23 protein-coding genes, 1 tRNA gene and 1 pseudogene are annotated in these 26265 nt (G+C 37.5%); 9 read left to right on the top strand and 16 right to left on the bottom strand.

Annotated features, from left to right (window positions below):
• Positions 1-403: 403 nt before the first annotated feature.
• The gene (gene rsmH / locus HEQ36_RS11700) at positions 404-1312 is read left to right on the top strand and encodes a 16S rRNA (cytosine(1402)-N(4))-methyltransferase RsmH (RefSeq protein WP_053538886.1); all 909 of its coding nucleotides are present in this window, start codon (positions 404-406) and stop codon (positions 1310-1312) included.
• 5 nt (positions 1313-1317) lie between these two features.
• Here rsmH and HEQ36_RS11705 read toward each other — a convergent pair.
• From HEQ36_RS11705 to HEQ36_RS11740, 8 genes are all read right to left on the bottom strand, one after another.
• A tRNA-Val gene (locus HEQ36_RS11705) sits at positions 1318-1391 on the bottom strand.
• 70 nt (positions 1392-1461) lie between these two features.
• Positions 1462-2241: a photosystem II S4 domain protein gene (locus HEQ36_RS11710; RefSeq protein WP_168636122.1), complete on the bottom strand. Its 780-nt coding sequence runs from the start codon at positions 2239-2241 to the stop codon at positions 1462-1464.
• Positions 2242-2316: 75 nt separating this feature from the next.
• Entirely contained in the window at positions 2317-2817 is a 501-nt protein-coding gene (locus HEQ36_RS11715) for a hypothetical protein (RefSeq protein WP_053538887.1), read from the bottom strand.
• An 18-nt stretch (positions 2818-2835) separates the two neighbouring features.
• Positions 2836-3219: a hypothetical protein gene (locus tag HEQ36_RS11720; RefSeq protein WP_053538888.1), complete on the bottom strand. Its 384-nt coding sequence runs from the start codon at positions 3217-3219 to the stop codon at positions 2836-2838.
• A 147-nt stretch (positions 3220-3366) separates the two neighbouring features.
• Positions 3367-5370, bottom strand: coding sequence for a TolC family protein (locus HEQ36_RS11725; RefSeq protein WP_168636121.1), 2004 nt, complete (start codon positions 5368-5370; stop codon positions 3367-3369).
• 109 nt (positions 5371-5479) lie between these two features.
• On the bottom strand, positions 5480-7036 hold the full coding sequence (gene kaiC, locus HEQ36_RS11730; protein ID WP_027401467.1) for a circadian clock protein KaiC: 1557 nt from the start codon (positions 7034-7036) through the stop codon (positions 5480-5482).
• 186 nt (positions 7037-7222) lie between these two features.
• Positions 7223-7537, bottom strand: a complete 315-nt coding sequence (gene kaiB / locus HEQ36_RS11735; protein ID WP_039201202.1) for a circadian clock protein KaiB — start codon at positions 7535-7537, stop codon at positions 7223-7225.
• A 110-nt stretch (positions 7538-7647) separates the two neighbouring features.
• The gene (locus HEQ36_RS11740) at positions 7648-8223 is read right to left on the bottom strand and encodes a KaiA family protein (protein WP_053538891.1); all 576 of its coding nucleotides are present in this window, start codon (positions 8221-8223) and stop codon (positions 7648-7650) included.
• A gap of 610 nt (positions 8224-8833) precedes the next feature.
• On the opposite strand from HEQ36_RS11740, the gene HEQ36_RS11745 reads away from it, so the two are divergent.
• The gene (locus HEQ36_RS11745) at positions 8834-12034 is read left to right on the top strand and encodes an ATP-binding protein (protein WP_168636120.1); all 3201 of its coding nucleotides are present in this window, start codon (positions 8834-8836) and stop codon (positions 12032-12034) included.
• 93 nt (positions 12035-12127) lie between these two features.
• Here the strand turns inward: HEQ36_RS11745 and HEQ36_RS11750 are convergent, their stop codons facing one another.
• Both HEQ36_RS11750 and HEQ36_RS11755 read right to left on the bottom strand, forming a co-directional pair.
• Positions 12128-13969, bottom strand: coding sequence for a glycosyltransferase family 39 protein (locus HEQ36_RS11750; protein ID WP_168636119.1), 1842 nt, complete (start codon positions 13967-13969; stop codon positions 12128-12130).
• A gap of 230 nt (positions 13970-14199) precedes the next feature.
• Positions 14200-14799, bottom strand: a complete 600-nt coding sequence (locus HEQ36_RS11755; RefSeq protein WP_053538894.1) for a hypothetical protein — start codon at positions 14797-14799, stop codon at positions 14200-14202.
• 83 nt (positions 14800-14882) lie between these two features.
• Between HEQ36_RS11755 and HEQ36_RS11760 the strand changes: the two genes are divergently transcribed.
• Together HEQ36_RS11760 and HEQ36_RS11765 are read left to right on the top strand one after the other, a co-directional pair.
• Positions 14883-15215, top strand: coding sequence for a DUF565 domain-containing protein (locus HEQ36_RS11760; protein ID WP_053538895.1), 333 nt, complete (start codon positions 14883-14885; stop codon positions 15213-15215).
• Between the two features lie 4 nt (positions 15216-15219).
• The gene (locus HEQ36_RS11765) at positions 15220-16281 is read left to right on the top strand and encodes a glycerate kinase (RefSeq protein WP_168636118.1); all 1062 of its coding nucleotides are present in this window, start codon (positions 15220-15222) and stop codon (positions 16279-16281) included.
• A 10-nt stretch (positions 16282-16291) separates the two neighbouring features.
• Here the strand turns inward: HEQ36_RS11765 and HEQ36_RS11770 are convergent, their stop codons facing one another.
• Positions 16292-17749 carry a YdiU family protein gene (locus HEQ36_RS11770; protein WP_168636117.1) on the bottom strand — a complete coding sequence of 486 codons (1458 nt, stop codon included), beginning with the start codon at positions 17747-17749 and terminating at the stop codon, positions 16292-16294.
• Between the two features lie 316 nt (positions 17750-18065).
• Between HEQ36_RS11770 and HEQ36_RS11775 the strand changes: the two genes are divergently transcribed.
• From HEQ36_RS11775 to tumE, 3 genes are read left to right on the top strand one after another with little or no spacing between them, the layout of a single operon-like run.
• Positions 18066-18212, top strand: a complete 147-nt coding sequence (locus tag HEQ36_RS11775; RefSeq protein ID WP_168636116.1) for a hypothetical protein — start codon at positions 18066-18068, stop codon at positions 18210-18212.
• A gap of 26 nt (positions 18213-18238) precedes the next feature.
• The gene (gene tumA, locus HEQ36_RS11780; RefSeq protein WP_053538898.1) at positions 18239-18469 is read left to right on the top strand and encodes an antitoxin TumA; all 231 of its coding nucleotides are present in this window, start codon (positions 18239-18241) and stop codon (positions 18467-18469) included.
• Positions 18459-18842 carry a toxin TumE gene (gene tumE / locus HEQ36_RS11785; protein ID WP_168636115.1) on the top strand — a complete coding sequence of 128 codons (384 nt, stop codon included), beginning with the start codon at positions 18459-18461 and terminating at the stop codon, positions 18840-18842. The genes tumA and tumE overlap by 11 nt, the downstream gene beginning before the upstream one ends.
• Positions 18843-18918: 76 nt before the next feature.
• Here the strand turns inward: tumE and HEQ36_RS11790 are convergent, their stop codons facing one another.
• The 3 genes and pseudogenes from HEQ36_RS11790 to HEQ36_RS11800 form a co-directional block, all read right to left on the bottom strand.
• Positions 18919-19770, bottom strand: coding sequence for a DUF6671 family protein (locus HEQ36_RS11790; protein ID WP_168636114.1), 852 nt, complete (start codon positions 19768-19770; stop codon positions 18919-18921).
• A gap of 72 nt (positions 19771-19842) precedes the next feature.
• Positions 19843-20109, bottom strand: a pseudogene (locus HEQ36_RS11795) (GNAT family N-acetyltransferase); the annotation flags it as partial.
• A gap of 21 nt (positions 20110-20130) precedes the next feature.
• On the bottom strand, positions 20131-20550 hold the full coding sequence (locus HEQ36_RS11800; RefSeq protein ID WP_053538901.1) for an anti-sigma regulatory factor: 420 nt from the start codon (positions 20548-20550) through the stop codon (positions 20131-20133).
• Positions 20551-20651: 101 nt separating this feature from the next.
• Here HEQ36_RS11800 and HEQ36_RS11805 point away from each other — a divergent pair, with 101 nt between their 5' ends.
• On the top strand, positions 20652-21857 hold the full coding sequence (locus HEQ36_RS11805) for a SpoIIE family protein phosphatase (RefSeq protein WP_168636113.1): 1206 nt from the start codon (positions 20652-20654) through the stop codon (positions 21855-21857).
• Between the two features lie 14 nt (positions 21858-21871).
• On the opposite strand, the gene HEQ36_RS11810 is transcribed toward HEQ36_RS11805, so the two are convergent.
• Together HEQ36_RS11810 and HEQ36_RS11815 are read right to left on the bottom strand one after the other, a co-directional pair.
• A complete protein-coding gene (locus HEQ36_RS11810) occupies positions 21872-22225 on the bottom strand; it encodes an STAS domain-containing protein (RefSeq protein WP_168636112.1) in 354 nt (117 codons plus the stop codon).
• Between the two features lie 297 nt (positions 22226-22522).
• The gene (locus HEQ36_RS11815; RefSeq protein WP_168636111.1) at positions 22523-24571 is read right to left on the bottom strand and encodes a glycosyltransferase; all 2049 of its coding nucleotides are present in this window, start codon (positions 24569-24571) and stop codon (positions 22523-22525) included.
• Between the two features lie 278 nt (positions 24572-24849).
• On the opposite strand from HEQ36_RS11815, the gene HEQ36_RS11820 reads away from it, so the two are divergent.
• On the top strand, positions 24850-26265 hold a 1416-nt coding region (locus HEQ36_RS11820), incomplete at its 3' end, for a DUF3131 domain-containing protein (protein ID WP_290707789.1).

Here is a 26265-nt window from a genome sequence, read left to right on the forward strand (position 1 = left end):
CTAAACTTAGTTAAGCAAAATTGTCAATTAAGGAGATATTTATGAAAGAATTAATGAAACAACCCTCATCTTGGCTACCAAATGGAATAAACCTGAATCTTTCAGATCAATTTTGTCCTTTTTCTTTTACTGAAGAGTTACAACTTATTTTATAAGAACTCTTAGAAAAGAATAAAGAAAATCTACTTAATTCAGATGAACAAGCAGAATTGTCTGGTTTATTGGAATTAGAAAAAATCTTCAGTTTTATCAATGCTAAACTTGCTTCCTAATTATCAAGACTTATGCAAAAAATCTCTCAAACCCTCTTTAATTCGTGTCCTTCGCTTCTTCGTGGTTTATTTTTCCCTTATTTGTACATAAGTTTTATTAATGTTTAATTCCTATTACTAAGAATTTTATAATGAAATCAGATTCACAAACACCCATAGATTTAGAAGAAGTTACATTTTCCCATATTCCTGTTCTCAGTCAAGAAGTGATTACAGGTTTGAATATCCAACCTGGTGGACATTATTTAGATTTAACCGTTGGTGGTGGTGGTCACAGTCGGTTAATATTAGCAACTGCTGAAGATGTGAAAATTACCGCACTTGACCAAGATGAAGATGCTTTAAATGCAGCAAAAGAGAATCTAGCAGAATTTGGAAATAGAGTCAAATTTATTCATAGCAACTTTGCTAATTACCAATTTCCAGAAAATACCTATCATGGAATTTTAGCCGATTTGGGAGTAAGTTCCTATCATTTAGATAACCCAGAACGTGGTTTTAGTTTTAGAAATACCGCAAATTTAGATATGCGAATGAACCAGCAACAATCCCTTACCGCTGGAGATATTATCAATGAATGGGGTGAAAAAGAATTGGCGGATATTTTCTTTAAATACGGTGAAGAGAGACTTTCTCGCAGAATAGCTAGAAGAATAGTTGAAAAACGCCCATTTAACACTACTACAGAATTAGCCAATGCGATCGCCTACTCCGTCCCTCCTAAATATCGTCATGGGAGAATTCACCCCGCAACCCGTGTTTTTCAAGCTTTGCGAATTGCTGTCAATGACGAATTAAAAGTCCTGGAAACCTTAATAGAAAAAGCACCTCACGCGCTAATTCCTGAAGGAAGAATAGCCATAATCAGTTTTCACAGTTTAGAAGATAGACCAGTTAAACATGGTTTGAGAAATTCCCCCTCATTGCGAGTATTGACAAAAAAACCCATAATTGCCACAGAAGAAGAAATAAAAGAAAACCCCCGTTCCCGTTCTGCTAAATTGAGAATAGCAGAAAAGAAAAGTACAGATGAGAGATAAAAATATGGACGGTATTGGACTCGAACCAACGACCCCATCGATGTCAACGATGTACTCTAACCACCTGAGCTAACCGTCCGTAATCAACACAGATTAACAATCTATCACATAAAACATAATCTGTCAACCCGTAAAACCAAAATTTTATCCTACATATATCTAGTCAACTGCACCCGATAGCGATCCTTTTTCGTCACCGCAATTTCCCCAACTTCCAACCGCCCTTTTCCCCGAATAGCGATTAAATCCCCAGATTTAACGTGAGAACTGGCTTGGGTGACTTCCTTCCAATTGACACGCACATCATTAGAATCAATCAAATCTACCATCTTACTCCGGGACATCCCAAACCCAGCCGAAGCTACCGCATCTAACCGCAAAGAAGCTTCCACAGTCGTCATTTCCTTCTTCTTCGGTTCGCGGATTTTTAACTCATTAATTTCAATGCGTCGAGTTTTTACTGGCACAGAACGCACCTGTTGCAAACTCATCTCTAAAAATTCTACCAATTCAGGGACAACAATCACCTGCGCCCCTCTTTCCCCCAATACAATCACATCTCCGGTTTTTTCACGCACAATCCCCGTTCCCAGCATTGCGCCTAAAAAATCCCGGTGATTTGCTGTATCAAACAAGAAATTACCAGCAATTTCTAAAGCCACAATCGCCACTTCAGACTGATCTAATGGTAAATCAGCACGAGCGATCGCTAACCTTTGTCTTTCCGCCTGTGGATATCCACCCCACGCTACCGAATGCACCTCCGTCAAGCGGCTAAATACCCGTTGAATTTCCGCCAACTCCGGCGGAGACAAAAAATCTGTAAATACTACTTCCCACGTCTTTATAGCCTGATCTGCTTGATCAATTACACGGGCGACAGTATCGCGGTTTTCAACACCTTTTAAAAGTTCTTCTCTAGGTAGCATGGAATTATAGGAGTGACAGGGAGCAGGAGGAGATAGATCCCCGACTTCTTTGAGAAGTCGGGGATCTGGTATCTACTAATTATTTTCCGCATAACCTTGAATATTTTCTGGTTCAAACTGGCGGAGAATGCGAGTAGCTTGACGAGTCAGAGTTTCCGAACCCTGTACCACAATTAAATACTTACCTGCATCTAAACGATTGCGATAGGGTAAAGCATCACCACCACCCTCAAATAAACCCACTCCACCACCTACAAATACGCTACCCATTGCACCACTACCAGCGCCCAGAATGCCGCCAATTACATGATTTCCAATTTCCCCAGCCCATGCGAAGGTATCCAAACCGGTAATCAAACTGAAGGTAAAACCGGAAAAAAAGCCAAATGGTACTAACCAAATCGCCATTAGCTTGACTTGTTTTTTCGCTTGTTCTTTGGGATCAATTAAACCAAACTCATCAGCACTTTTATAGCCCCTACCAAGAATAGTGCCATTTATCCCTTCTCTTTCTAAAGCTAAATCAGCGGCTTCAGCCTGGATGCGATCTGATAATACAGCAACAAGATAATTCATCAATTTTAAAACTCAGGATTAATGTGACTTTAGCAAATCCAAAGGCTCACAAAAATTATTCACACCTTGTTTAAGAATATAAATTAAAACCGGTGTAGCCAGACTTTTGGGAAAACTCGGTATTGTCCTTAGATGTACTATCATCCCTTGAATTGACCCATTTAACAAGTTTTCTCGATATTCTTGTTCACAAATTACCGCCCGCCACTTTTTGGCTAAAGCATCCAACCAGTCGGAATTAGTTTGTTCTGGTTCTTGTCCAGCCCGAATAGCCAGAGTCATTACCGCATCTTCTAAATCTCCATCGCAATCCTCTATCAAGTCTAATGCTTCCATTGCTTGCGGATCATCTGCTAAATGAGAACGAAATTTTGCAATCTCTTGTGATGTAACTGTAGTCATGAGTTTTTGACTAGACCAGGATTTGAAAACTATTTTACAGCATTGGTGACTGGGGATTGAGGATTGGTGATTGGGGATTGGTGATTGGTGAAGAATTTCCTCCCCTACCTCCCCCACCTCCCCTACCTCCCCTACCTCCCCTACCTCTTACTTGACCCCTGATTCCTGTAACTGATTCAAACCCCTAGTGGTAACATATCTTTGCAATTCTGTTAAAGCACGGTTGTAATCTAAGATTGCTTTGACGCGATTACCTTCTGAACGGGTGAGATCATTTAATGCGTTAATTACATCAGTTTGAGTCCCGACACCTGCTTGGAATCTTAACCGCGCTAACCGCAAAGACTCTTTAGCTTGTTCTAAAGCCACATTAGAAGTTTGCACATTTTCTAAGTTTGAAGCCTGGGTAGAGTATGCTTGTTCTACTTGAAAGCGGATTTGGTTGCGCTGTTCAGAAAATTGAGTTTCAGCGATCGCAATATTGGTCTTAGATTGGGCTGCTCTGGCTTTTGCTGCCCCACCATCATATAAACTGAAGGTGGCTTGTACTCCCAAAGAATAACCATCACTCACGCTTGTGTCATCATCAAACTGATCCAACAAGTTATATCTACCCACCAAACTTACCTGGGGACCCAAAGCTGCTAATGCTTGTTTTCTTTGAGCCTCGCTGATATTACGCTGTGCTAAGTTCTGTTGTAGTTCAGGACGATTTTGATAAGCTAAAACGATGCTTTGTTCTAGTGGATGTTGCCATAAACCTGCCAATTTCACAGGATCACCCGCACTAATACTCGCTGATTGGGATAAATTCAACAGTGGTGCTAACTTACGGCGGGCAATTTGTTGTTGAGAAAAGGCACTAGTTAAGTCCTGTTGGGAGTTAGCTAAATTTACCTGCGATCGCAACACATCGAAACGAGTACCAACACCCGCTCGTTCTAAAGCCACTGCATCCTTCAAACTCGCCTGAGCATTTGTAACCGCTGACTGAGAAATTCTCACATTTTCATCAGCTTGTTGCAAATCATAATATGCCCTAGCCACATTCAGGCGAATTTCCTCAGATTGCCTTTCTACATCTAACTCTTGCACTCGTATCCTTTCTTGCGCCTCTTTAATCGCTGCATTACGTCTACCAGAAGTGTAGAGATCATATTTTATCTGTGCAGTACCGCTAAATACCGTATTAGATGGAGCATCATCTACGATTAATCCATTATTCCGTTGTCTTTTAACAGCTAGTGTGTCACCAACACTACGACTATTGGTCACATCACCATTCAAATCAACGCTGGGCATTAAAGCCGCTTGAGCTTCACGCAAAACCGACTTACTCCGTTCCAGTTGCAGTACAGACACCTGTAAATCATTATTATTCCGTTTAGCCAGTTCCAGTGCCTGTGACAAACTAATTGGCTGAGTTTCTTGTACCTTCACTTCCTCTGCTTGCGTTGGATATAACAGCGGATTAGGACTGGGATTCAACTCCTTAGGAACATTAGGAAAATCTACAGGTTGACTAGGTGCAGAATTGACATTTTCTGCGGTCGGAGGTGTACTGGTTTCTGTCGTAGTCGGAACAGTTGTTTGTGCTATCAAACTATTATTTTGAGTTAAGCAGGTGTTAGCAGTAAGTAGCAAAGCCGCTTGACCCTTGGGCTGTGATTGTGGACAATTACTAGACTCTAGTAACTTTGATACCTCACCATCACCATTGATCACTTGCTGATCAGAGTTACTTAAACTACCTAACTGAGAATTACTCGCAAACAGTAAATTATTATTTGAATTTGATAAATCAGAAAAACTTACAAATCTACTGTCATATTTTGGAGAACTTTTTTCTCCCTCAGTGCTGAGATAATTGTCAGCCATGATTATAGGTAGACTGGAGTTACCAACAGGCTTGATACTGCCTTGACTAAAATAACTAGCAGGTAATAATCCTGGGTTACTATTAACTTTACTTTTAGGCAGTAGGCTATTGTCTGGGAATAAATTTCTACTATCAGTAGAAACCAACACACTAGGAGCAGACTTTAGCTGTAACTCATGCACTTTAATAACATTAGCCCAAGCGGGCTGAGTTGTTAATACTGCTACTGTTACACCAGGTAAGAAACAATGGAATAATTGCTGTCCTTTCACCGCATCCCCTCACACAAAAAATATTAATTTAGCGGCAGAATACTTGTCTTCAACACAAAATATAGCACGATCTGGAGATTTGGGCAGGAATATCGCACGATAACTCATGTTAGACATCAGAACTCGGTTTGTCTTCAAAACGTTTGACAATCCGAGAAAGTTCTGCCTTTTCGTCTATACTAACGCGCGTAGGCGCACCACTGATAATCCGCTCATAATTACGGAATGAATCTTTAATGTCAGGACCATCTGCCGTAATATTATATTCACGAATGCCCTTATCGTGCCATGAGCCACGCATTTTAAATACGTTAATTGCCCGCGACATTTCTCCCCGAATTTCTACATATTGTAACATCAAAATTGTATCTGTAATCGTGGAAATATGGGAGTCAGTAATGGAATTAGAACCCAGAAATTGGTCTGTAGTATTGGTAAAAAAACCAGTAATTTCTTCTTGTTTAGCATAACCTGTGACACCAATTACAAACTGACGAAAAGCATTATTACTAACACCTCTAGCCATTGCAGAAAGTGAATCAATGGCAATACGAGCAGGTTTAAAATGGGAGATTTCTGATTTAATAATTTGTAAGTGGTCTTCTAAACCAGTTGATTCAGGATAGGTACAAATAATTTTCAGTAATCCTTGATGTTCTAATTCTTCAAAATCTATACCCCAAGAATGGGCATTTCGGGAAAGTTGGGCGCGAGATTCTTCATAGGCAAATAATATTGCTCGTTCACCACTAATGCAGCCATCTTGAATAAACTTACTAACTAATAAAGTTTTACCAGTACCTGTAGCTCCTGTGGCTAAAATAATTGAATCTTTAAAGAAACCACCACCACACATTTGATCAAGAACTTTCACTCCAGAAGATACCCGCACATTAGAAGATCGTTGTGTTAAACGCATTGCTCCCAAGGGGAATATATTAACTCCTTCATTAGTAATTGTGAAGGGATATTCACCTTTCATGTGGGTTGTTCCCCGTAACTTGAGAATTTCAATGGTTCGCCGCCGACGTTCTCCTTCTAAAACATTGCGAGAAATTACTACATTATCGGAAACAAATTCTTCGACTCCAAAAGATGCTACTGGTCCATATTCTTCACCCCGTTCAGTGGTAATGATGGTGGTGACATTCAATAGTTTTAGCCGTGCTACTAACCGAAAAATTTCTCGTCGCACTACTCCGACAGCTTCATATTGTTGAAATATGGCTGTCATGGAATCAATGGAAACCCGTTTAGCTTTATATTTACGAATGGCATATTGTAAACGTTCAATCAGGGCAGATAAATCAAAATTACCAACTATGTCTTGACCTTCAGGGTCAGGAGATGCGTCGAGAATAAATAATTTACCTTCATCAATTAACCGTTGTAAATTCCAATCAAAAATATGGGCATTTTTAATAATGTCACTGGGTGATTCTTCAAAGGTAACAAATACTCCGGGTTCATCGAAGTAAGTGATGCCATTATAAAGGAATTGCAGTGATAATAGAGTCTTGCCAGTTCCTGAAGTTCCACTAACTAAAGTAGTTCGACCCACAGGTAAACCGCCATGACTGATATCGTCAAAGCCTTCGATCATCGTGCGAATTTTTTCGACACCAATAGGTATTTTTTTTTGTTCAGGTTGCTCTTTTTTATTCATGGTTCATCTAATATGGATATTCAACCCAGGTTTTTAAAATCAAGAAAGTTTTTAATTATTTTTAATAACTAAATAAATATACCAAATTGTAGGTAAATAAATTCCCAAATTTCCATCAAAAAGTGGCTAACGCCACAGCTTTACTCAGAATTATTACTTATTGGCTTCTAAATCCTACATTTTGTCTTATTCTTTCCCATATTCTTCATTCAATTCTTCGTAAAGCAGATCCAACCCAATTAATACTCTTTCCCTATCCGTTAAATCACCAATAATTTTCCGCACAGGAGGCGGCAAAATTTTTGATAGTGTTGGTGTGGCGAGTATTTTATCTTCTTCGGCTAACTGGGGGTTTTTCAGGACATCAATTACTTTTAAAGCATAAACTCCTTGAAATTCTTCATCTAAAATATTTTTGAGTGTTTTCAAAGCTCGCATTGAATTAGGGGTATTTCCTGCTACATATAGCTTGAGAACATAGGTCTTTTTAGCTTCGTTCATAATATCAACTCCTAAAAATATTGAGGTAAAAGATCAAAAGTCACGACACTACATATACACTCAGGTATTAATTTACCATGAATATAAGTGCAACTTCTACTTTGTGGCATTTAAATGATTTTAGCAATAGAACAGCGATAAACTTCGCAAAGATGTGCCAAAATATCTATTAAGGTTAAACGGTAATCCAGTAGCGTTTCATCACTTCTGCCTTCTATTCTTAATTGCTTGGCAAATTCGTCAATAATTTCCATGTGCATTTCTATAATTTGTGGTACGGGAACACTAGTATAAAATAAGGTATTAATAAACTTATCAAGTTTTTCTTGTAATGTTTTGTCACTGATAAAATAATTTATAATAATCTGACGGTAATCTGCTTTCAGTGCTGCTAAAAGTTCCTGTTTTTCGGCAGCGGTCATATCCTGAAAAGTTTGGGTCTTTTTTTGTTTATTAAAAGCCAAGAAATTATTATCTTTATTATCTAATTTTCGATAAGGGTTTTGTGACTGAAAATGGGGCAAATAGTATATCTGACTAGGTATAGGCTGCCAGTAGTATTGAGTTATTATCCCCTCAATGAAATCCCATATCTGAAAAAATAAACCTTTGCCCTTGTTTTTTGCACATGGTTTATCGAGAATTTGTTTTATATTTGTTTGTAAAAGCAATATAGGTAATAACATCTACTGTTTATAGATCATGAATTTTTGAGCGGGAGATACATCGGTCTATAATTAATGATACTTGTCTACTCTAAGTAGGATGACGCATTAAACTCAGGGAGAGTCATGACTGATGGATGGTGTGTATTAGCATATCTAGCGGCAGATAGATTACATTATTTCACTTATTGATAAGATACTTAAACGAACTTAAAGAATTGTCGCATTTTAAATCATTATAATTCCTCAAGGTTCTAAAGCGAATCTTTAGAGCCATAATTATTGTTGTAGTTGTCACTATAAAAAATGATGACTTTCAATACCAGTAGCAAGTTGCTGAAGATAGTTGCTTGCTGAGGATGGAAACTCACACCTTGCACCAGTTAAGAAAAATTATTGGTAATTGGCTGCGAGACAATGGATGTCTATAGCGGAGTGTTACCGAAAGCCATAGCTAAATAGCTAGTTTGAAGAGGTCTGTCAATTGTAACCAGAATCGCCGATAGCGTGGCGTAGCCATTCTAAATATTCTTGGAGGATATTGCTTCAGGCTTGAAGACCATCTAAACCAAGTGCTGATGGTGATGCCGGAGTTAATCACAAGAAGAAAGACCACCGAGGACTTATTTTAATGCTACAGTACCCACTTTATGAATTTATAGCACCTGTACCAATGTGCTGGGAAACAAATACTCTGGCAGCAGCGTTGGATATTTTTGTTAAACAACAGAGCGATCGCTTGGTAATAGTCAATTCCCAACAACGTCCAATTGGTGTATTGTATTCTGCTCAATTACTGCCACAATTCTTAGCAGCGGATGCTAATAATAACCTCTTAAATTTGCAACAACCACTCTCACAGGTGGATAAATCCCTCATAGAAGCAATACAGACCATACCAGCAGCAGCAAATCTGGAAAAATTCAGTTTGGTTCTCAAGCATCAAGAAAGCCAACAACAAAGTAACTTAGATTGGGCGCTAGTTGATTCAGATGGTAAATATTTGGGAATCCTAAATACTTTACGCCTATTAACATTGTTATCTCAGGAGAAAATTCCCCTTAACTCAACCAAAAAAGAAGAAAGTCATGAGTATGTGACAAATACTAAAACTTCTCAACACCAAAAAAACATCGAGCATACAGCTAATAAACACCAGCCAAACATACACAAATCCATAGTCCACTTATTGGCTAAATTACCCTGGCCAATGATGTTACAGACTAGTCAAGGCGAAGTGGTTACGCAAAATATCGCTTGGCAGCAACAACTAGGAGCATTAAAAGACCCTGAAGGCATTAGAAAACAGGTAGAGACTATACTTACTCCCAAATATATTTATGCCAATCCTCAAGAAAATCAGCAAACCGATCCTTTCACGACCCATAGACAAAGAACCTCACCATCAACTTTCACTTTTGTACAAGAATCACCTCTACCCGTAAATGAGGCTGCCAACCACTGCGTTTTAGATACACAATTGGGTATTTGTACTTGTGTGGTTGAAATTAAAACTGGTCAGGAACGAGTGTGGCAGTTTGCTAAAATTCCTTTAGACAGTAACGAGTTAAAAATTTGGGTTTCTGAGTCAGAAGTACCAGAAATTACGGAAGAACTATGGTTAATATTAGCCACCGACGTAACAGAACAACAACAACTGTGTAAGGAATTAGCAGCAAAAAATGCTGATTTAATTCAACTTAATCGCTTAAAAGATGAATTTTTAGCTTGCATTAGTCATGAACTAAAAACACCACTAACGGCAGTTTTGGGACTATCTCGCCTTTTGGCAGATCAACAGTTGGGACAATTAAATGAGCGTCAAGCCCGTTATGCTGGACTAATTCATCAAAGTGGCAGACATTTGATGAGTGTGGTGAATGATATTTTAGATTTAACGCGAATGGAAACGGGACAGATGGAACTCACCCTCAATCCAGTCCAAATTCAAGTAGTATGTGAAAGGGCTTTTTCAGACGTTAAAAACATTCATCATCAAACTAACAAAGCTAAACCAGTATCCCCACCAGACAATCAAACTTTATCTAATCACCAATTTAGCCTAGCCATTGAACCAGGTTTAGAAGAAATGGTGGCAGATGAATTACGCTTGCGACAGATGTTAGTACATTTACTTTCTAATGCCTTTAAATTCACAGAAATATCCGGGGAAATTGGTTTACGGGTAAGCCGTTGGGAAGGCTGGATTGCTTTTACTGTTTGGGATACAGGGATTGGTATTCCTGAACAACAACAACATTTAATCTTTCAAAAATTCCAGCAATTAGAAAATCCTCTCACTCGTCAGTTTGAAGGAACGGGTTTAGGATTAGTATTAACTAGAGCTTTAGCTCGTTTGCATGGTGGAGATGTCAGTTTCTTATCTCGTGAGGGTAAAGGCAGTCAGTTTACGCTGCTTTTACCTCCCAATCCACCAAAGGCTAGTTTTAATGAGTCCGAAGATATAGTTCCTAAGATAGAAGTAGGCAATAACATTAATCCTTCCCCTCAAAATCTCAATAGTTCTTCCCAAAGATTGGTTTTAGTAGTGGAAGCAGTAGCTCAATATATTGAGGAATTAACTGAACAACTCAAAGGTTTAGGGTATCGTGTTGTTATTGCTAGATCAGGAACAGAGGCACTAGAAAAAGCTCGTCGCTTACAACCAAAGGCGATATTTTTAAATCCTTTACTGCCTTTACTTTCTGGCTGGGATCTGATGACTTTACTGAAATATGATGTTTTAACTCGTCATATTCATGTTATTGTCACAGCCACAGCGGCAGAAAAAGAGCAAGCATTTACTAAACAAGCTGATGGTTTTTTGAGTTTACCAATTAAGCATCAACCATTGGCATCATTATTAGAAAAAATATCAATAACGAACGAATTTCAGCATTCAGGACTGGAAAATAATAGTATCAATTCTCAAAATATTCCTTTGCGAATTCTTAGGTTAGTACACCCAGAATTGGAGGTAATTAATCTCTATCCTTCTCTGCGAGAACATCGGGTGATTGAAGTAGATGATCTAGATCAAGCAGATTTGTTAGCGCGAGTTTGGCAGTTTGATGTAATTTTGCTAGATATGGGGATTTCTACTGCTCGCACTTATCTACAACAATTAAATAAACACCAAAGGTTGGCGACATTACCATTGGTAACTTGTGATGTTGCGACTACTTTAGCTGCTTCTCAAATACCAGGATTGTCTGTATTTCCTTGTTTAAGTCCTTTGACTCAGGAAGATAATAATCAAAATTATCAACAAGGTGCTTTGTCATCTGTATTACAAATTGCTGCTGGTATTTGTTGCCCAATAAATATTTTAGTGGTAGATATAAATATGTTGAGTGATTTACCCAAATCAAAACGCAAACCAATTAAGGATGATCAGTCAGTCAAAAATTATTTTCTCAATTTTGAAGATGAGCAAATTAATCGGGGATATGAGTGGTTTCAAGCTTTAATTCAATATTTACAAACTGCTGGTTTTAGAGCTTCTATTGCCAGTTGTTGGTCGGAAGTTGTCCAACAAGTTAGCCATAAAAGTGTTGATTTACTGTTAATTTGCTTGCATGAAACGGCAATTAATAAGGAAGTACAAAAAGCTATTGAATCATTGGGGAATTTACAGTTGAATTTGCCACCAATTTTGGTACTTGACCAAAAATTAAATGAACCTAATTATGGAAATGCGGCAAAATCTCGGAAACAAAGATATACATCTTCTGTGGAAACTGCGGTTCGAGGAATTGCTACCCAAATACTACCTCGTTCTATCTCAATGGAAGAGTTATTAATTCAGATCAATCAATCTTTGACAAATTAGACTATGATTTATTTGATTCATTTGATTTATTTGATTGTGACGATGACAATAATCAATCATCACATAAATCACATCAATCAAAAAAATCATAGTTTAAGACAGGTTGATATTTTCTGGTTTGGCTGTTTTCAAGGGAATGCGAATAAGATGATAAGCACCTTTGGTGGCTAGACTTTTATAGTTATCCGGTGGTAAGTCCATTTCGTGAAATTTTCCCTGTTCAACTAAGAGTAATAATGATGGTGGTTTAGTTGGTTGGGATGCTTGCTTTTGAATATATTCAAGAGCTTGTTGAGCAAATTTGATGTAATTAACATTTTTGTGCGTGTAGAAAGTCACGGTAGGTTTTTTGAATCCAACCATAATTAATTCTTCATTGGGTTGTTTTGATTCAACAATGAGGGCGGATAATTCTCTGAGAGGAAGTTGACGCTGTTGATCCATGATGGAAACAGCAGGTATTAAAACGATCGCAATAAAGGCGATAAATCCTAATAAGTTAATGGTGATTATCTGTCGGTAACGGTGAGTTAAGATGAGGATAGCGGTAGTGATTGTAGATAGTAACCAAATTATGCCTCCAAATTTGAGGATTCCTGATCTTTCCATTTGTAGATATAATTCAGGAGCAGCGGGATCAGGTCCAGCAATTTGGGTAAGATTGAAAAGTGCGATCGCCAGAATAGTCAAGAATCCTACGTTTATCCAAGCACTGATGCGTAAAAATTTGGGAGGCGTTGGTGTAATAGTAGGTGAACTGAGGAAAAGATCACTCCAAAATAATGCCACAAGAATCGCCGCTGCTGGCATTAAGGGTAATACATAGCTGGGCAGTTTGGTGACGGAAATGGTGAAAAATCCAAACACACCCAGAAACCATATACAGGTAAATAAACCTAGTTGTTGGGAGCGTTCTTGGTTTAACCAATGCGATCGCTGCAAAAGATTTACTCTAACTAGAGCCGCAGGGATGTACACTGAATAAGGTGCAAACCCCAATAAAACGACTAAAAAGTAAAAATACCAAGGGGCTGAATGACCATTAACGACTTCGGTGAAACGGTCTATATTGTGATAGATAAAAAAGGCATTAATAAAATTCCAGCCGTTACGCCAAGTTACTAAAACATACCAAGGAAGTGATAGCAATAAAACGATCCCCATGCCCAAAAACGGCTGCATTTCCCGCCACAGTTCCCGAAATTTCCCGACATATACGGCAAAAGCAATCATAATCAGTCCTGGTAAAACAATACCTACTGGACCCTTAGTTAATATTGCCCCAGCAATTAACACATAACAAGCTAAATACCATTTATTCGGAAGTCGCCAATTAGCAATGACTATTGAGGAATGATTTTGAGCATATCCCAAATAGAAGCATAATAATGTTGAACCGATACAGCCGTTGAGTAACATATCGGAAACGCCGGTTCTCCCCCAAACAATCATTTCTGCGTTGAGTGCCATTAAAGCTGCGGCAATGGCGGCAGTAAAGTAACGTCTGGGTAAGTTGGTAACTTGTGCCAATTCGTCTTTTTTGGCAAAATACCATTGCACAGTATAAAATGCCAAAGCAATTACACCCATTGCTGCCAATGCTGAAGGGATACGAGCAGCCCATTCGTTTACTCCCATAATAGAGTAGGCGATCGCCTGACACCAATAAATCAAAGCAGGTTTATCAAAGCGAGTTTCACCATTAAAAAACGGCGTAATCCAATCACCAGTTAGCAGCATTTGCCGGGAAGCTTCAGCAAACAGCGGCTCAGTTTCATCAATCAAGCCCACATTCCCCAAATTCCAGCCAAAAGCTATCCAACCAATCACCAACAACCACAGAGACGAAACAGCTACAAGCATGACTGGACGCTGTTGTAAATTATTCAACCACTTATCAACCACTTTATCGGTGACACTCAATTTTATACTCATGAATTCATACTTAGAGACACGGTAATCATGTCCTTACCAATACACAACAGTTTACAATTCAAAATACCTTTTTCGAGGAGCTTTACTATCAAAATTCCAACAACTCCTTCTTACTTCTTCTTCCTCCTGATAGCGCAGCGTGGCGTTAGCCATACTCCTGAATGGGCGCAGGCCCTGCGCCCCTACCTCCTGATAGCGTGGCGTTAGCCATACTCCTGACTCCTCCCATATCACCTATTTTCTAACACCAATTGCCATTCTTGAGTTTGCGAATTCCATTGTGGAGAAGAAGTTTCTCCCACAACATAGGGACCCCAATAGCGTCGAGAACCATCTTGAGCAAAAGCCACCAAAATATCACCTTTCTCTAGCTTTAAATTACCTTGAGGTAAAGATAAAATTAACCCGTTCTCATTTCCTTCTTGGGGAGCAAAATCCCAATGAGCCGGAATACCAGATTTAGATTTATTCGCAGTGGCGCTTTTTTGAGATGATTGTCTAGCTAATAATGCTAGACGTACAGGTTGGGTAGTTTTGTTGCTCATGCGAAGTGATCCAGCAGTCTTGGTTTTACTATCCGAATCAAACCGATAGGCTACAACTGTAGAGTGATTTTTCTGTGAACTTGATTCTACTGATTCACTTGGTGTATTATCTAAATTGATTGCATCAGCACTATTGACCGTGTTTGTAACTACAGGTGAATTTTTTTCTGGATTTGTAGACTCCAAGGATATCCTCATATCTAAGCATCCAGTTACGATCCCCATAAATCCTAATACAGAAAAACCGATAATGAAGTTACGATACCGAAGAGCCAAGTTTTTCATAATGATATAGATTTAGAAATAAGATTTTTTGTCAGCTAAACCCAAATGATTGGTGATTATTTTTGTTCACTGTTCCCCTCTTCATGCAAAATACTCGTCTGAACAACCTATTAGAAACAATTTATAGAAGCTTGAGTGAATGGTTTCTCAATCCTTGGCGACGGTTATCATTACTACTAATTAGTTTTTTGTTTGGTTTTTTTCTGGGATCAGCAGTATCAACAACCGCTGGACAGAAGGCAGAATTAGACATCGTAGTAGCTGGATTTTTAGTGCTATTAACTGAAATTACCAGTAGGATATTTTACAGTCGCAGTTTTTTTTCTCGCCAAGCATTTTGGGTAGAAACACTCAACTATCTCAAGGTTGGTTTCATCTACAGTCTATTTCTAGAAGCCTTGAAACTGGGTTCGTAATTTTATGAATAGCGAATGGTTGAGTAAGATTTTGACAACGGACACATCTTGGCAAGTATTAGCACAAGCCGCAGCATTGGCAGATCCTTTGCGAGCTAAGGTGTTTAATATTACTTCTGATCATGTGGCTGAAGTTATGGAAAACAGAGGGGATTTACTGAAGTTAGTTTTCCCTGATTTTAGTCAATTTTGTCAAACTAGCCTAAAAACTGATCCTCAAGGAATGTTGCAGGTATTGTGGGATGTGTGGCTACCTTTGGGAATGAAAATTGCAGCACAGCATCAAGAGTCGGGGAAACCTTTTATCCAGGGAATTTTAGGCGCACAAGGCACGGGTAAAACTACAATGTCCCACATACTGGGTTTGATTCTCCAGCATTTGGGATACAGGACGTTAAGTTTTTCTTTGGACGACTTATACAAAACTTATAGCGATCGCTTGGCTTTAATGCAGCAAGATTCCCGGTTAGTTTGGCGTGGTCCGCCCGGAACCCACGATATTCATCTAGGTTTAAGTCTACTCGATCAGATTCACCAAAGCAAGAGTCCTGTTATAGTTCCTAGATTTGATAAATCCGCTCATGGGGGTGCAGGCGATCGCACTACTTCTGAAGTTATCACAAATCCTATAGATATTGTTCTGTTTGAAGGCTGGTTTGTGGGCGTAAAACCAATTCCTCCTAAAGTGTTATTAACTCCACCACCACCTATTCTTACAGACGTAGATAAACAATTTGCCTCTGATATGAATAATCAGCTAAAAGATTATTTACCACTGTGGGAAAGATTAGATAGTTTAATAGTTCTTTATCCCACAGATTACCGTTATTCTTTAGCATGGCGCAAGCAAGCAGAAAGACAAATGATTGCTGCTGGTAAATCAGGAATGACTGACTCAGAAATAGAAGAATTTGTAAATTATTTTTGGCGTTCTTTACATCCCGAATTATTCATTAATCCCTTAATTCAATCATCATCTGTTGATTTAGTAATTGAAATTAATGCTGATCATAGTTTTGGTAACTTTAGATCCCCGACTTCTTTAAGAAGTCGGGGATCTGATTGATTCTGATTGATTACTTCCCTGTTTGCAGTGTTTCCACTAAATCATAAAAAGGTTGCCAATTATCATCTTCAGTGATTCGTTCCCAAACAGACTCAATCACAGGTCTTAATAAAGCTGTTTTGGGATTAGCTTCAATCAAAGTTTGGTGAATTTTATCCATTTGGTCAGGATCAAAATGATTGAGAATTTTATGATAGAGGAAACACCAATTATCAAAAGTGGCTGATTTTCCTAATGCGGGGCTAAGTTCTGAACCATTCATCACAAAAGCTGGATCATCTCGCCATTTACTAGAAAAGGTAGCAGCTATATCAGCAAAGAATTGATGATAACCAACTTGACTATCATGTAAAAAGGTAATAGTTAACCGCAAAAATTCATCAGCTTCCGCTAATTGTAAATCTTCAAAACCCAATTTTTTCAACATCAAAGCTCGATATTCAGCCTGGTAATATTCAGCAAACTTAGATAAAGCAATATCCAAATCACCTTGATGAATTATCGCCTTTAAAGGTTCTTGCAAAAGTTCTAAATTTAATTTGCAAATCCCTGGTTGCTGACTGTAACAATAACGTTTATAATAATCGAAATATGCCGCCGTAAATTGGAGATCGTAAGTAGGAATAAAGGCATAGGGTCCATAGTCAAAACTTTCCCCGGTAATTGACATATTATCAGTATTCAGAACTGCATGACAAAAACCCGCTGCCATCCATTGTGCTACTAATTCGGCGACACGCTGCACTAATTCGGCATAAAATAAGGCATATTTATCATTTTCAGCTTGCAAATGCGGGTAATATTGTTCGATTACATGATCTAACAGTTTTTGAGTTAAATCATGTCGTTTGAAATAGTTTAATCGTTCAAAAGTACCAAAACGAATATGAGATTTACTCATGCGAATCATGACAGAAGAACGAGTTGGAGAAGGTTCATCACCGCGCCACAAACCCAAACCCGTTTCAATCATACTTAAACAGCGAGAAGTGCGAACACCTAAACGATGAAGTGCTTCAGCGGCGAGAACTTCCCGCACTCCTCCTTTAAGTGTTAGCATTCCGTCACCACCGCGAGAGTAGGGGGTTCTTCCCGAACCTTTTGTGCCAAAATCATATAATTCCCCATCAATACCCCGCACTTGTCCATAGAGAAAGCCTCTACCGTCACCTAATTGGGAGTTATATTGTCCAAATTGATAACCGTGATAACGTAGTGCTAATAGGGGTTCTCGTCCCTCAAATTTACCAAAAGCGTTAATAAAATCTTCGTCTTTAACTACTTGGGGATCAACTCCTAAGCGTGGTAATAGTACGTCATTGCGCCAACGTAAAATATGTTGGGGAAATTCTTCCGCAACAACTTGATCATAGTAATCATCACCTAGAGATTCTAAGGCTGATTCATAATTGAGGGTAAGTAAAGGATTAGTAGAATGGGTGTGATTGGGAGTTTCATCCAGAGTCATTATAATTATGCTTAATGTGATATTTCTTTAATAATAGACAAAAAAGCTTACGATCTTTTTATTTAGGGTTTGCTGATAGCGTAGCGTGGCGTAAGCCATAAAATTTGTCTATGAGGGCAGGGAACAGGGAATCTGACTTTTCCTGTTACAGCACTTCCTGATGTTATGAGGTCTAGTTTTTTATCGCCAAACAAGTAGGGGCGCAGGGTCTGCGCCCTCTATTGTATTTCATTAGATCGGGAATTGTTGTAAGTCTCGAAACATCCAAATAATCAGGGTTTTGGAATAAAGCCCTATTCTCAATAAATGATCTTTAATGAGAATAATCAGCGAAAAAATAGGACTTTGGGACATGGGTTATAATGAGCGATCGCTCAACTGGAAAGATAACGGGAAAAGTCAGAAGCCTATCAACGCTACCTACAATCTATGGGCGTTAAGATTAAAATTACAAGATGATTAAGTTAATCAAATTAAACAGATAAATTAATGCGTAAACAAGTTATCGAATATACATCTCCACTAGATGCGTTGATTGCCCTTACCAAACAGTTAAATGTTTATGAAATCAAGTACCAAATGAGTTCAGAAGATTTTTTTGCCAAATATAAGCAAGGAAAAACTTCTGATGATGAAGTGTTTGTCGAATGGGCAGGAAATTATCAGCATTATCTAGCTTTACATCAAGAAATAACCAGCAAACTCCAAGATGTCGCGTAAACTTATCCAAGCGTATTTAGATGAAATTGAGCAACTTTTACTCAATTGCTCTAATGCATACATTGAGGAATATAGTGCAGTCATTTTAACGACAGAGCGGGCTAATCTCCGCATTAGGATACGTTTTGCAATTAGATATTTACTAGCAGTCAGTGAAGCCTTTGTTGTTGTAGATAATCAGATTAAATATATTGATTACCGCTATCACTTTCAAGATGAGCAAAATAGTCTGATTTTTCGTTATGACAGTACACCACACTTTCCCAACTTGTCTAGTTTCCCCCACCATAAACATCTTTTTGACAATGTAATTGCTTGCGAAAAACCACATATAGCTGATGTTCTACAAGAAGTGATGGATTTTTTAAAGTAGCTTATGAAAATTATTTATTTTCTTGAGAATGATAAATAAAAAAATAGATCCCCGACTTCTTCAAGAAGTCGGGGATCTAAGGATTACAATATTCACATAAACTAGGATCAGCAAATTCTTGATTGTTAGGAAATAATTGTTGTTGGGTAAAACCGCATTTTTGACATTGAAAAATTACTGCTTTAATTAATGAAGTTGGCTGATGACAAAGTTCACAAGGTAGTCCAGGGATTTTTTGATTAATCATAAAACCAGGAGTATGACATTGGGGACATAAACTATTAATTTTATTAATTAAGTCTTGAGTAGCAAAGGCAATATTTTTCATCCTGGTAGGATTATACATTGCTCTCATATCTGTTTCTATATGAAATTTACCATTTGTGTTTTTTATGGCAATTTCTACGGAATTGATTAGGTTTTCTTGGCTGGTAATACCTTTAATAAATTCTGTTGTTCCTGTAGATATATTATCAAATGAAATTATTAACCCATGTTCAGGAAAACCTACTTTTTTACCAAATTCTTCAGCTTCTTCTAAACTAGATATAGTTTGATGATTAAAATTAGTTTCTATAGAAAATAATTCACCAATAATTTCTAAATCATTTTCTTGATCCAAAAAAATAATTATTTCTCGGTTAGCATAAATATAGGGAATTAGGGGATGAGGTGCAAAACTTCCTTCACTAGCAATTGCTATTTTTTCATCATACATTTCCAAGGCTTTTTTAGCTTTTAACCTAGCAGTAATAATTTGTGTATCTGGACGTTTAATTTCTCTAGTAAAAGTTCCAAAAACATCAGTATTTAAGCCTTGAGGAACTATCAAATTAATTCCTAAATGTTCTTTCAATAAAGGAGAAATTACTTTTTCTTTATTGTGCATTGTCGCCAAAATAGCCACGCGATTATTATATATTGACATAATTTATTTCTCCATAATTATCTTCAGATCCCTGACTTGTCCAAGAAGTCGGGGATCTGAGGTATTATAATATTATAAATCTGATCGCCACTGGGAATTTGTCAAACTTGTAAAAATATGATCTTCCCATTTAGCATTAATCATTAAATAATCTCTAGCATATCCTTCAACTACAAAACCAGCCCTTTTAAGAACATTACCACTGCGGCGATTATGGGGCATATAATTAGCCATAATGCGGTGCAGATTTAATTCTTGAAAAACATACTTAGTGGAAATAGACAAGGCTTCTGTCATGTAACCATAACCTTGTGCTGATTCTGCTAAACTGTATCCTAATTGCAAAATAAATTTCATATTCTAACAATAATGTTTACTGATAAATAAACAATAACGATTGTCATCTGTTAGTTTATAAGACAGTTTGTCAGCAATGGAGGACATTATTTGCAATCCCCGTCCTCTTTCTTGATCATTATCCTCTAATGCTGAAGTTATTTGCAATTGCTTTTCTAACTCAAAAGGTTCTCCCAAAGACCATATCCGAATTTCTATATCTTCTTCGAGTCTAATAACTTCTAATTCAATCGGAGTTTCTCTGGGTAATTTTTTGTGGGCGTGTTCTACAACATTAATAAATCCTTCGACTAGAAGTGTTTGTAATTCCCACCAAATTTTTTGATTATTAAATGGGGGCTGGTTGATTTGCTCCAGCCAGGATAAAACTTCACTTGTAGCATTAATATCTGTATTGGTTTTTAGGTAGATTTTATGATTCATTGGTCAATCCATAGAATGTGAAAAAGAAAAATGTAAATCCTTAGACAAGATTTAATGTAGAGTAATTAATAAGTAATTATTCAAACTGTTTCATGGTCAAAATGTTTAAAATCCTCGTCATTGATGATGATCCTATCTTACGAATGGTTTTGAAAAAAACTCTGAAAACCCAGGGCTATGATGTTACCATAGCGGCTAATGGCGAAGAAGGAATAATAGAAGCAAAAAAATTATGTCCCGCTCTCATTATCTGTGATTGGGTAATGTCTGGGATAGATGGTTTACAAGTGTGTCGTCTGATTAAGTCAGATCCGGAATTAGCTACAACTTTTTTTATTCTTCTGACTGCAAAAGGAGCTTCTTTAGGAGAGGAAGATGATCGTGTTAGAGGATTGGATGCAGGAGCAGATGAATTTATTTCTAAACCCATTGAGATGAATGAATTAAAAGCACGGGTAAGAGCAGGATTAAGGCTACATCAATTAAGTCGAGATTTGCAGCATCAAAAGCAAATTTTAGAGCAGTTAAATCGAGATTTGCAGCATCAAAAGCAGGTTTTAGAAACCGAACTAGCTGAAGCTGCTGATTATGTGCGATCGCTTTTACCATTACCGATTATAGGATCAGTGACAATAGAATCTTTATTTGTACCTTCAGCACAGTTGGGAGGGGATTGTTTTGATTACTATTGGATTGACGATGAGCATTTGGCAATTTATCTATTAGATGTCTCTGGTCATGGTGTAGGCTCGGCTTTGTTATCTGTATCTGTATTGAATATCTTGCGATCGCAGTCTCTACCAAATACTAATTTTTGTCAACCAGCAGAAGTTCTCAAGGCACTCAATGAGACTTTTCAAATGAGTAAACATGGCGATAAATACTTTACCATTTTGTACTGTGTTTTTAATCGTGTTAATCATCAGCTAGTTTATGGCAATGCTGGACATCCACCGGCTGTATTAATATTTGGAAATGCCCCCTCCAGCATTGAGGTTATAAAACTAGAATCTCTAGATTTACCTATTGGCTTTTTACGAGATATCAGTTTTGAAACTGCTATTTTGGAAGTTGCAGAAAACAGCACTTTATATATTTTTAGTGATGGTGCTTACGAATTGCTACAACCAGAGGGACAAATTTGGGGTTTCGACTCTTTCGTTAATTTATTGCTCACCCATAATCAGACAAATAACAATCATATTAATCAACTCTTACCTGAGATTATAAATATCAGCGGGAACGAAAATTTTGATGATGATTTGTCTTTACTACGAGTTAATTTTAGTGGATATCAAAATTCCTAAGATGTAAACTTTTATCAAGGTTGTTTGAAAAGTTTTTGGCGATTTGCTAGTTCTAATACTTTGCTGTCAAACTCTTCTCTATTACTTAATATGTTCAAAACTCGATCAATTTTTGTTAATTCAAATAACATTTTGACTTGCTCATTAATGGAACATACAAATAGTTCTCCTTTAGCATTTCTAACACCTTGCATTGCTCCTACTAAAGCACCTAAACCAGAACTATCAATAAAACTCACCTTTGACATATCAATCAATAGCATATTAAATCCATTATTAAGGATATCAGTAATTTGACGACGTAATTCGTTACCGGAGGTGGCGTTTAAAATTCCTGATGGTTCAAAGACGTGAATTTTAGAAGTCATAAATTATCTTCCTTTCTGTGTTAGTTTGTAAATTTGCTATTGAAAATCGTCATATCTATTTAAAATTCTACTACTATTTAAGGCATTTTGTAGAACTTTAAAAAATAGATTTATAAGCAAGAAGAACTTTCATTTTTGAGATTATACGAGTTCAAAAAAAGTCAAGAATAGATCTAAACAAGAAAAGCCCGATATAACCAGTTTCCAAACCTCTCCCCACGGGGTTAGGGGGTTAAGTTTTGTGGTTCTATACAATACGTTTGAAACACCCTCTTAGAAGTAATTCATGAATTACCTCTACTTTACTTCTGTTTTGTGTAAGTCCTGCGGTTGCCAAACAGCAGCGCTGATAATTGCCCAAAGTAGAGATAAAATATATATACCCCATAATGTGTTGATCAAATAAACCCAAGGAGTTTCTAACTGACCAATAGCGAAACGATATATACTCCATGTTATACCTAAAATCATCAAAATAAACACAGTTAGTTGTGGCCAGATTAGCTGGAGATAAATTCCTGATTGTCGCTGCTTAGGTGTAACCTGAAATTTAATAGGTTGTCCGGTTAATACACTCCATGCAGATTGAATGAATAGGGGAAATAAAGAGATAGAATATTGTTCTGAACGCCATAATTCCGCAGCATTAATTCCCCAACCAGCGGCTAAAAAAGTCAACCTATTAATTATAAAAGCTGGAAGAAAATGGATAGTAAAATCAAAGCCATAAGTTTCCACGGGGATAGTTCCCGTAAAAAAATAGATAATGGGACAAGCAATGAAAATCAAAGTTGCAAACCCAGAAAAATAACTATATGTTGTCTTAAAATAGTGTAATCGTTGCCAAAATGTCAGTCCTGGTTTGGTGAGAGGATTTTCTCTCATTAACACTTGAATTGTGCCTTGAGACCAGCGCATTCGCTGTTTGAGGGTAGAACTTAAATCATCAGGAGCAAGTCCTTCTGCTAATAATTCATGATGATAAATTGATTTCCAACCAGAACTATGCAACCGCATGGCTGTATTCATATCTTCGGTAATACTATTACTAGAAACACCACCAATTAATTCAAATTCATCTAATTTTTTGCCATCTTTGACAAATTCATCTGCAAAATATTGTAAACCCACACTAACTAATGCTTCTCTTCTTAGGACTGCATTTGTACCTGTGTAGAAAGCTGAATTCATGCCATCTTTACCCTGTTGAATGGGTCCATAAAATAAATTGGCTCGATGTCCAAAGGGGTCTCCAGGAGGAATATTATAAAAATCTTGGGGAGTTTGCACAAATGCAATGCGGTTTGGTTCATATTTTCCTGAATACAAATTATAGGTATAGAAATATGGCAAAACTCGCTTTAAAAATGCTGGTTTAGGAACATGATCTGCATCTAAAGTAAGAATAAAATCTCCTGCGGTCTCTCCAGAAAAAATGGCGTAATTGAGATTACCTGCTTTAGCATGATGAGGTACTCCTGGTTGTTTAGGACGAGCAATATACCGCAACCTAACCAGTTGCACAAGTTCTAATTCTTTTTGACGAATTGCTAATTCTAATGCGCTACGTTCATGATTGAGATGTTCACATATAGTTGATTTATTGACATAATAACTATTTTGATATTGAGGATTTAACCAGAGAATAAACTGTTGTAAGCTGTGGACAAATCTAGCAGGAATATCCTCGAAAGTATTTGAAGTATTTAAGGTATTTAAGGTATTTAAAGATGATTTTTGCAGCCATTCTTCAGCGGCTTTTACTTCAGGTGCTAGATTTTCTAGTTGCTCAATTCGTTGATTTAAAGTAGATAATTCCGCGTCAATTCGATTAGCTTCCTGTTGTAATAATGGTGATTGTAAATCCTCCAGAGCTAATCTCTCTGACATGGCTCGCATTTGTTCAGAATTACCATCATCTAATACATATACACGCAGCTTTGTGGTTGGATAATCTATTGCTAAAGCTGCTCTAGCAGTTTCTTCCACCATTTCTGAGGGTTCATTATAGCAGGTTATAAACACATCTACATTTGCCCAATCACAGGTAGGGAGAGGTGGACTTAACTGATTAAGAGACTTAACCTGTCGGACTATAGGCCGCCATAATCCGATGACAAACATAACTCCTCCGAAATAGCTGTAAATTTCCGCCAGCAATAAAGGAATAGACAGCCATAGAGCATCAAAGTTGATAGAATGAGTTATCCGCCATTGTAAATACCAAGCACCAAAAATTAAGTTGATTTCCGCTAAGTACCGAAAAAGTAGGGTTCTTTTTTTCAGTGTTGAACGGCTATTACCGGAAAAATTCGCTGAATCATAACTAGAGGACGCTGAATTCATTTTGCTACCAAAAATAAAATTTAAATTAGTCAATTAGCGGTTGTTTGTTTTTATAAGAGTCACGTATTTGATTTTTGATTTGAACTCCCATGGTTGTCCATAGCCAGCCTATAGTCCTTGATATTTTTTAGACATCATTGAGGATTCCTGTAGCTTGCTAAAGTAGAGTTGTTATTTAATGTATCAGATTTTTGGTGTCATTTCTAACTATAGCGAAGTGATTCTCTCTTCTCTAGCACTCTAGTCCTCCCTGAATGGTTCTCAAATTTTATTTATAAATGATACAGCAACACCGTCACTACAAACTATTAAGATGGATTGCATTGTTCCTAAGTGGAGCATTTCTGCAATTTCTGTTCTGTGTGCCTACAGTATCTTTAGCACAAAATTCTACTCCTAATGGCTGTAGTCAAATTTCAGCGCCTCTGACACCGGAGGAACAGATTTACGCTCGTGCAGCTTGGCAATATTTTGTCAATAACTACCAAGCAAATACAGGGTTTACTAATTCTACTGGTGGTTATCCTTCTGGTACTCTCTGGGACATTGGTAATTACCTAATGGCTTTGAATGCAGCGCGGTGGATGAATTTGATTAACCAGTCGGAATTTGATTCGCGCTTTAATAAATTTCTTACCAATTTTGCTAACCTTAGTTTATTTGAAAACGCTTTACCGAATAAGGTATACAATGCTGCTAATGGAAAAATGACTGATTATGGTAATAAACCTGTAGAAAAGGGGCTGGGTTGGTCAGCTTTGGATATTGGTCGTATATTGGCTGCTTTTCATATTATTGGTACTTGTCATCCTCAATATAAAAATTGGCTGAAGGGAGTTCTCAGTAAGTGGCAGTTAGCAAGATCACTGAAAGATGACCAACTTTACGGAGCGCTTGTCTTACCTAATGGTAAAACATTGTTGGTACAAGAAGGGCGACTTGGTTATGAGGAATATGCTGTTAGGGGTTATGAACTATGGGGATTTAAAGCACCCAAAGCAGCGGCTTTAGAGCCTTTCAAACTTGTAGATATTAATGGGGTGAAAATTCCTGTTGATACCCGTGATTTTCAAAGCACTAATGCTAATAATTATGTAGTTGGTGAATCCTACATTCTTGATGGCATTGAATTTGGCTTAGAAGGTTATTTAAAAAAATATGCTGCTGATGTTTTAGAAGTACAAAAGCGACGCTTTGAATCTACGGGACAACTAACTGCTGTTTCTGAAGACAATATTGATCAACCTCCTTATTTTCTCTACAATACTATATACTCCAATGGAGTTGCTTGGGCGACAATTACGGAGAAAAATAAGCCCTATACAGAGTTGCGGAGTATTAGCACTAAAGCTGCCTTTGGTTGGCGCTATCTTTACCCAGGTAATGCTTATGCTCAAAAGGTTTTTGATGCGGTTAAGGATTTACGTGATCCTAAAGGTGGTGGCTTCTACGCTGGACTGTATGAAGAAACAAAAAAACCTAATAAATCCCTGACAGGTAATACTAATGGCCTAATCATGGAGATTTTATATTATAAGGCTAGAGGAAATCGCCCCTTAATTGGTGGTAGTGGGGTGAGTTTTGCAAAAATACCGTCTGGTGATTCTAAACCCTCAGATTCTAAACCCTCAAATTCTAAACCCTCAGATTCTAAACCCTCAGATTCTAAACCCTCAGATTCTAAACCCTCAGAT

Origin of the sequence: Anabaena sp. 54 (assembly GCF_017355725.1) — a bacterium.
GTDB lineage: Bacteria > Cyanobacteriota > Cyanobacteriia > Cyanobacteriales > Nostocaceae > Dolichospermum > Dolichospermum heterosporum.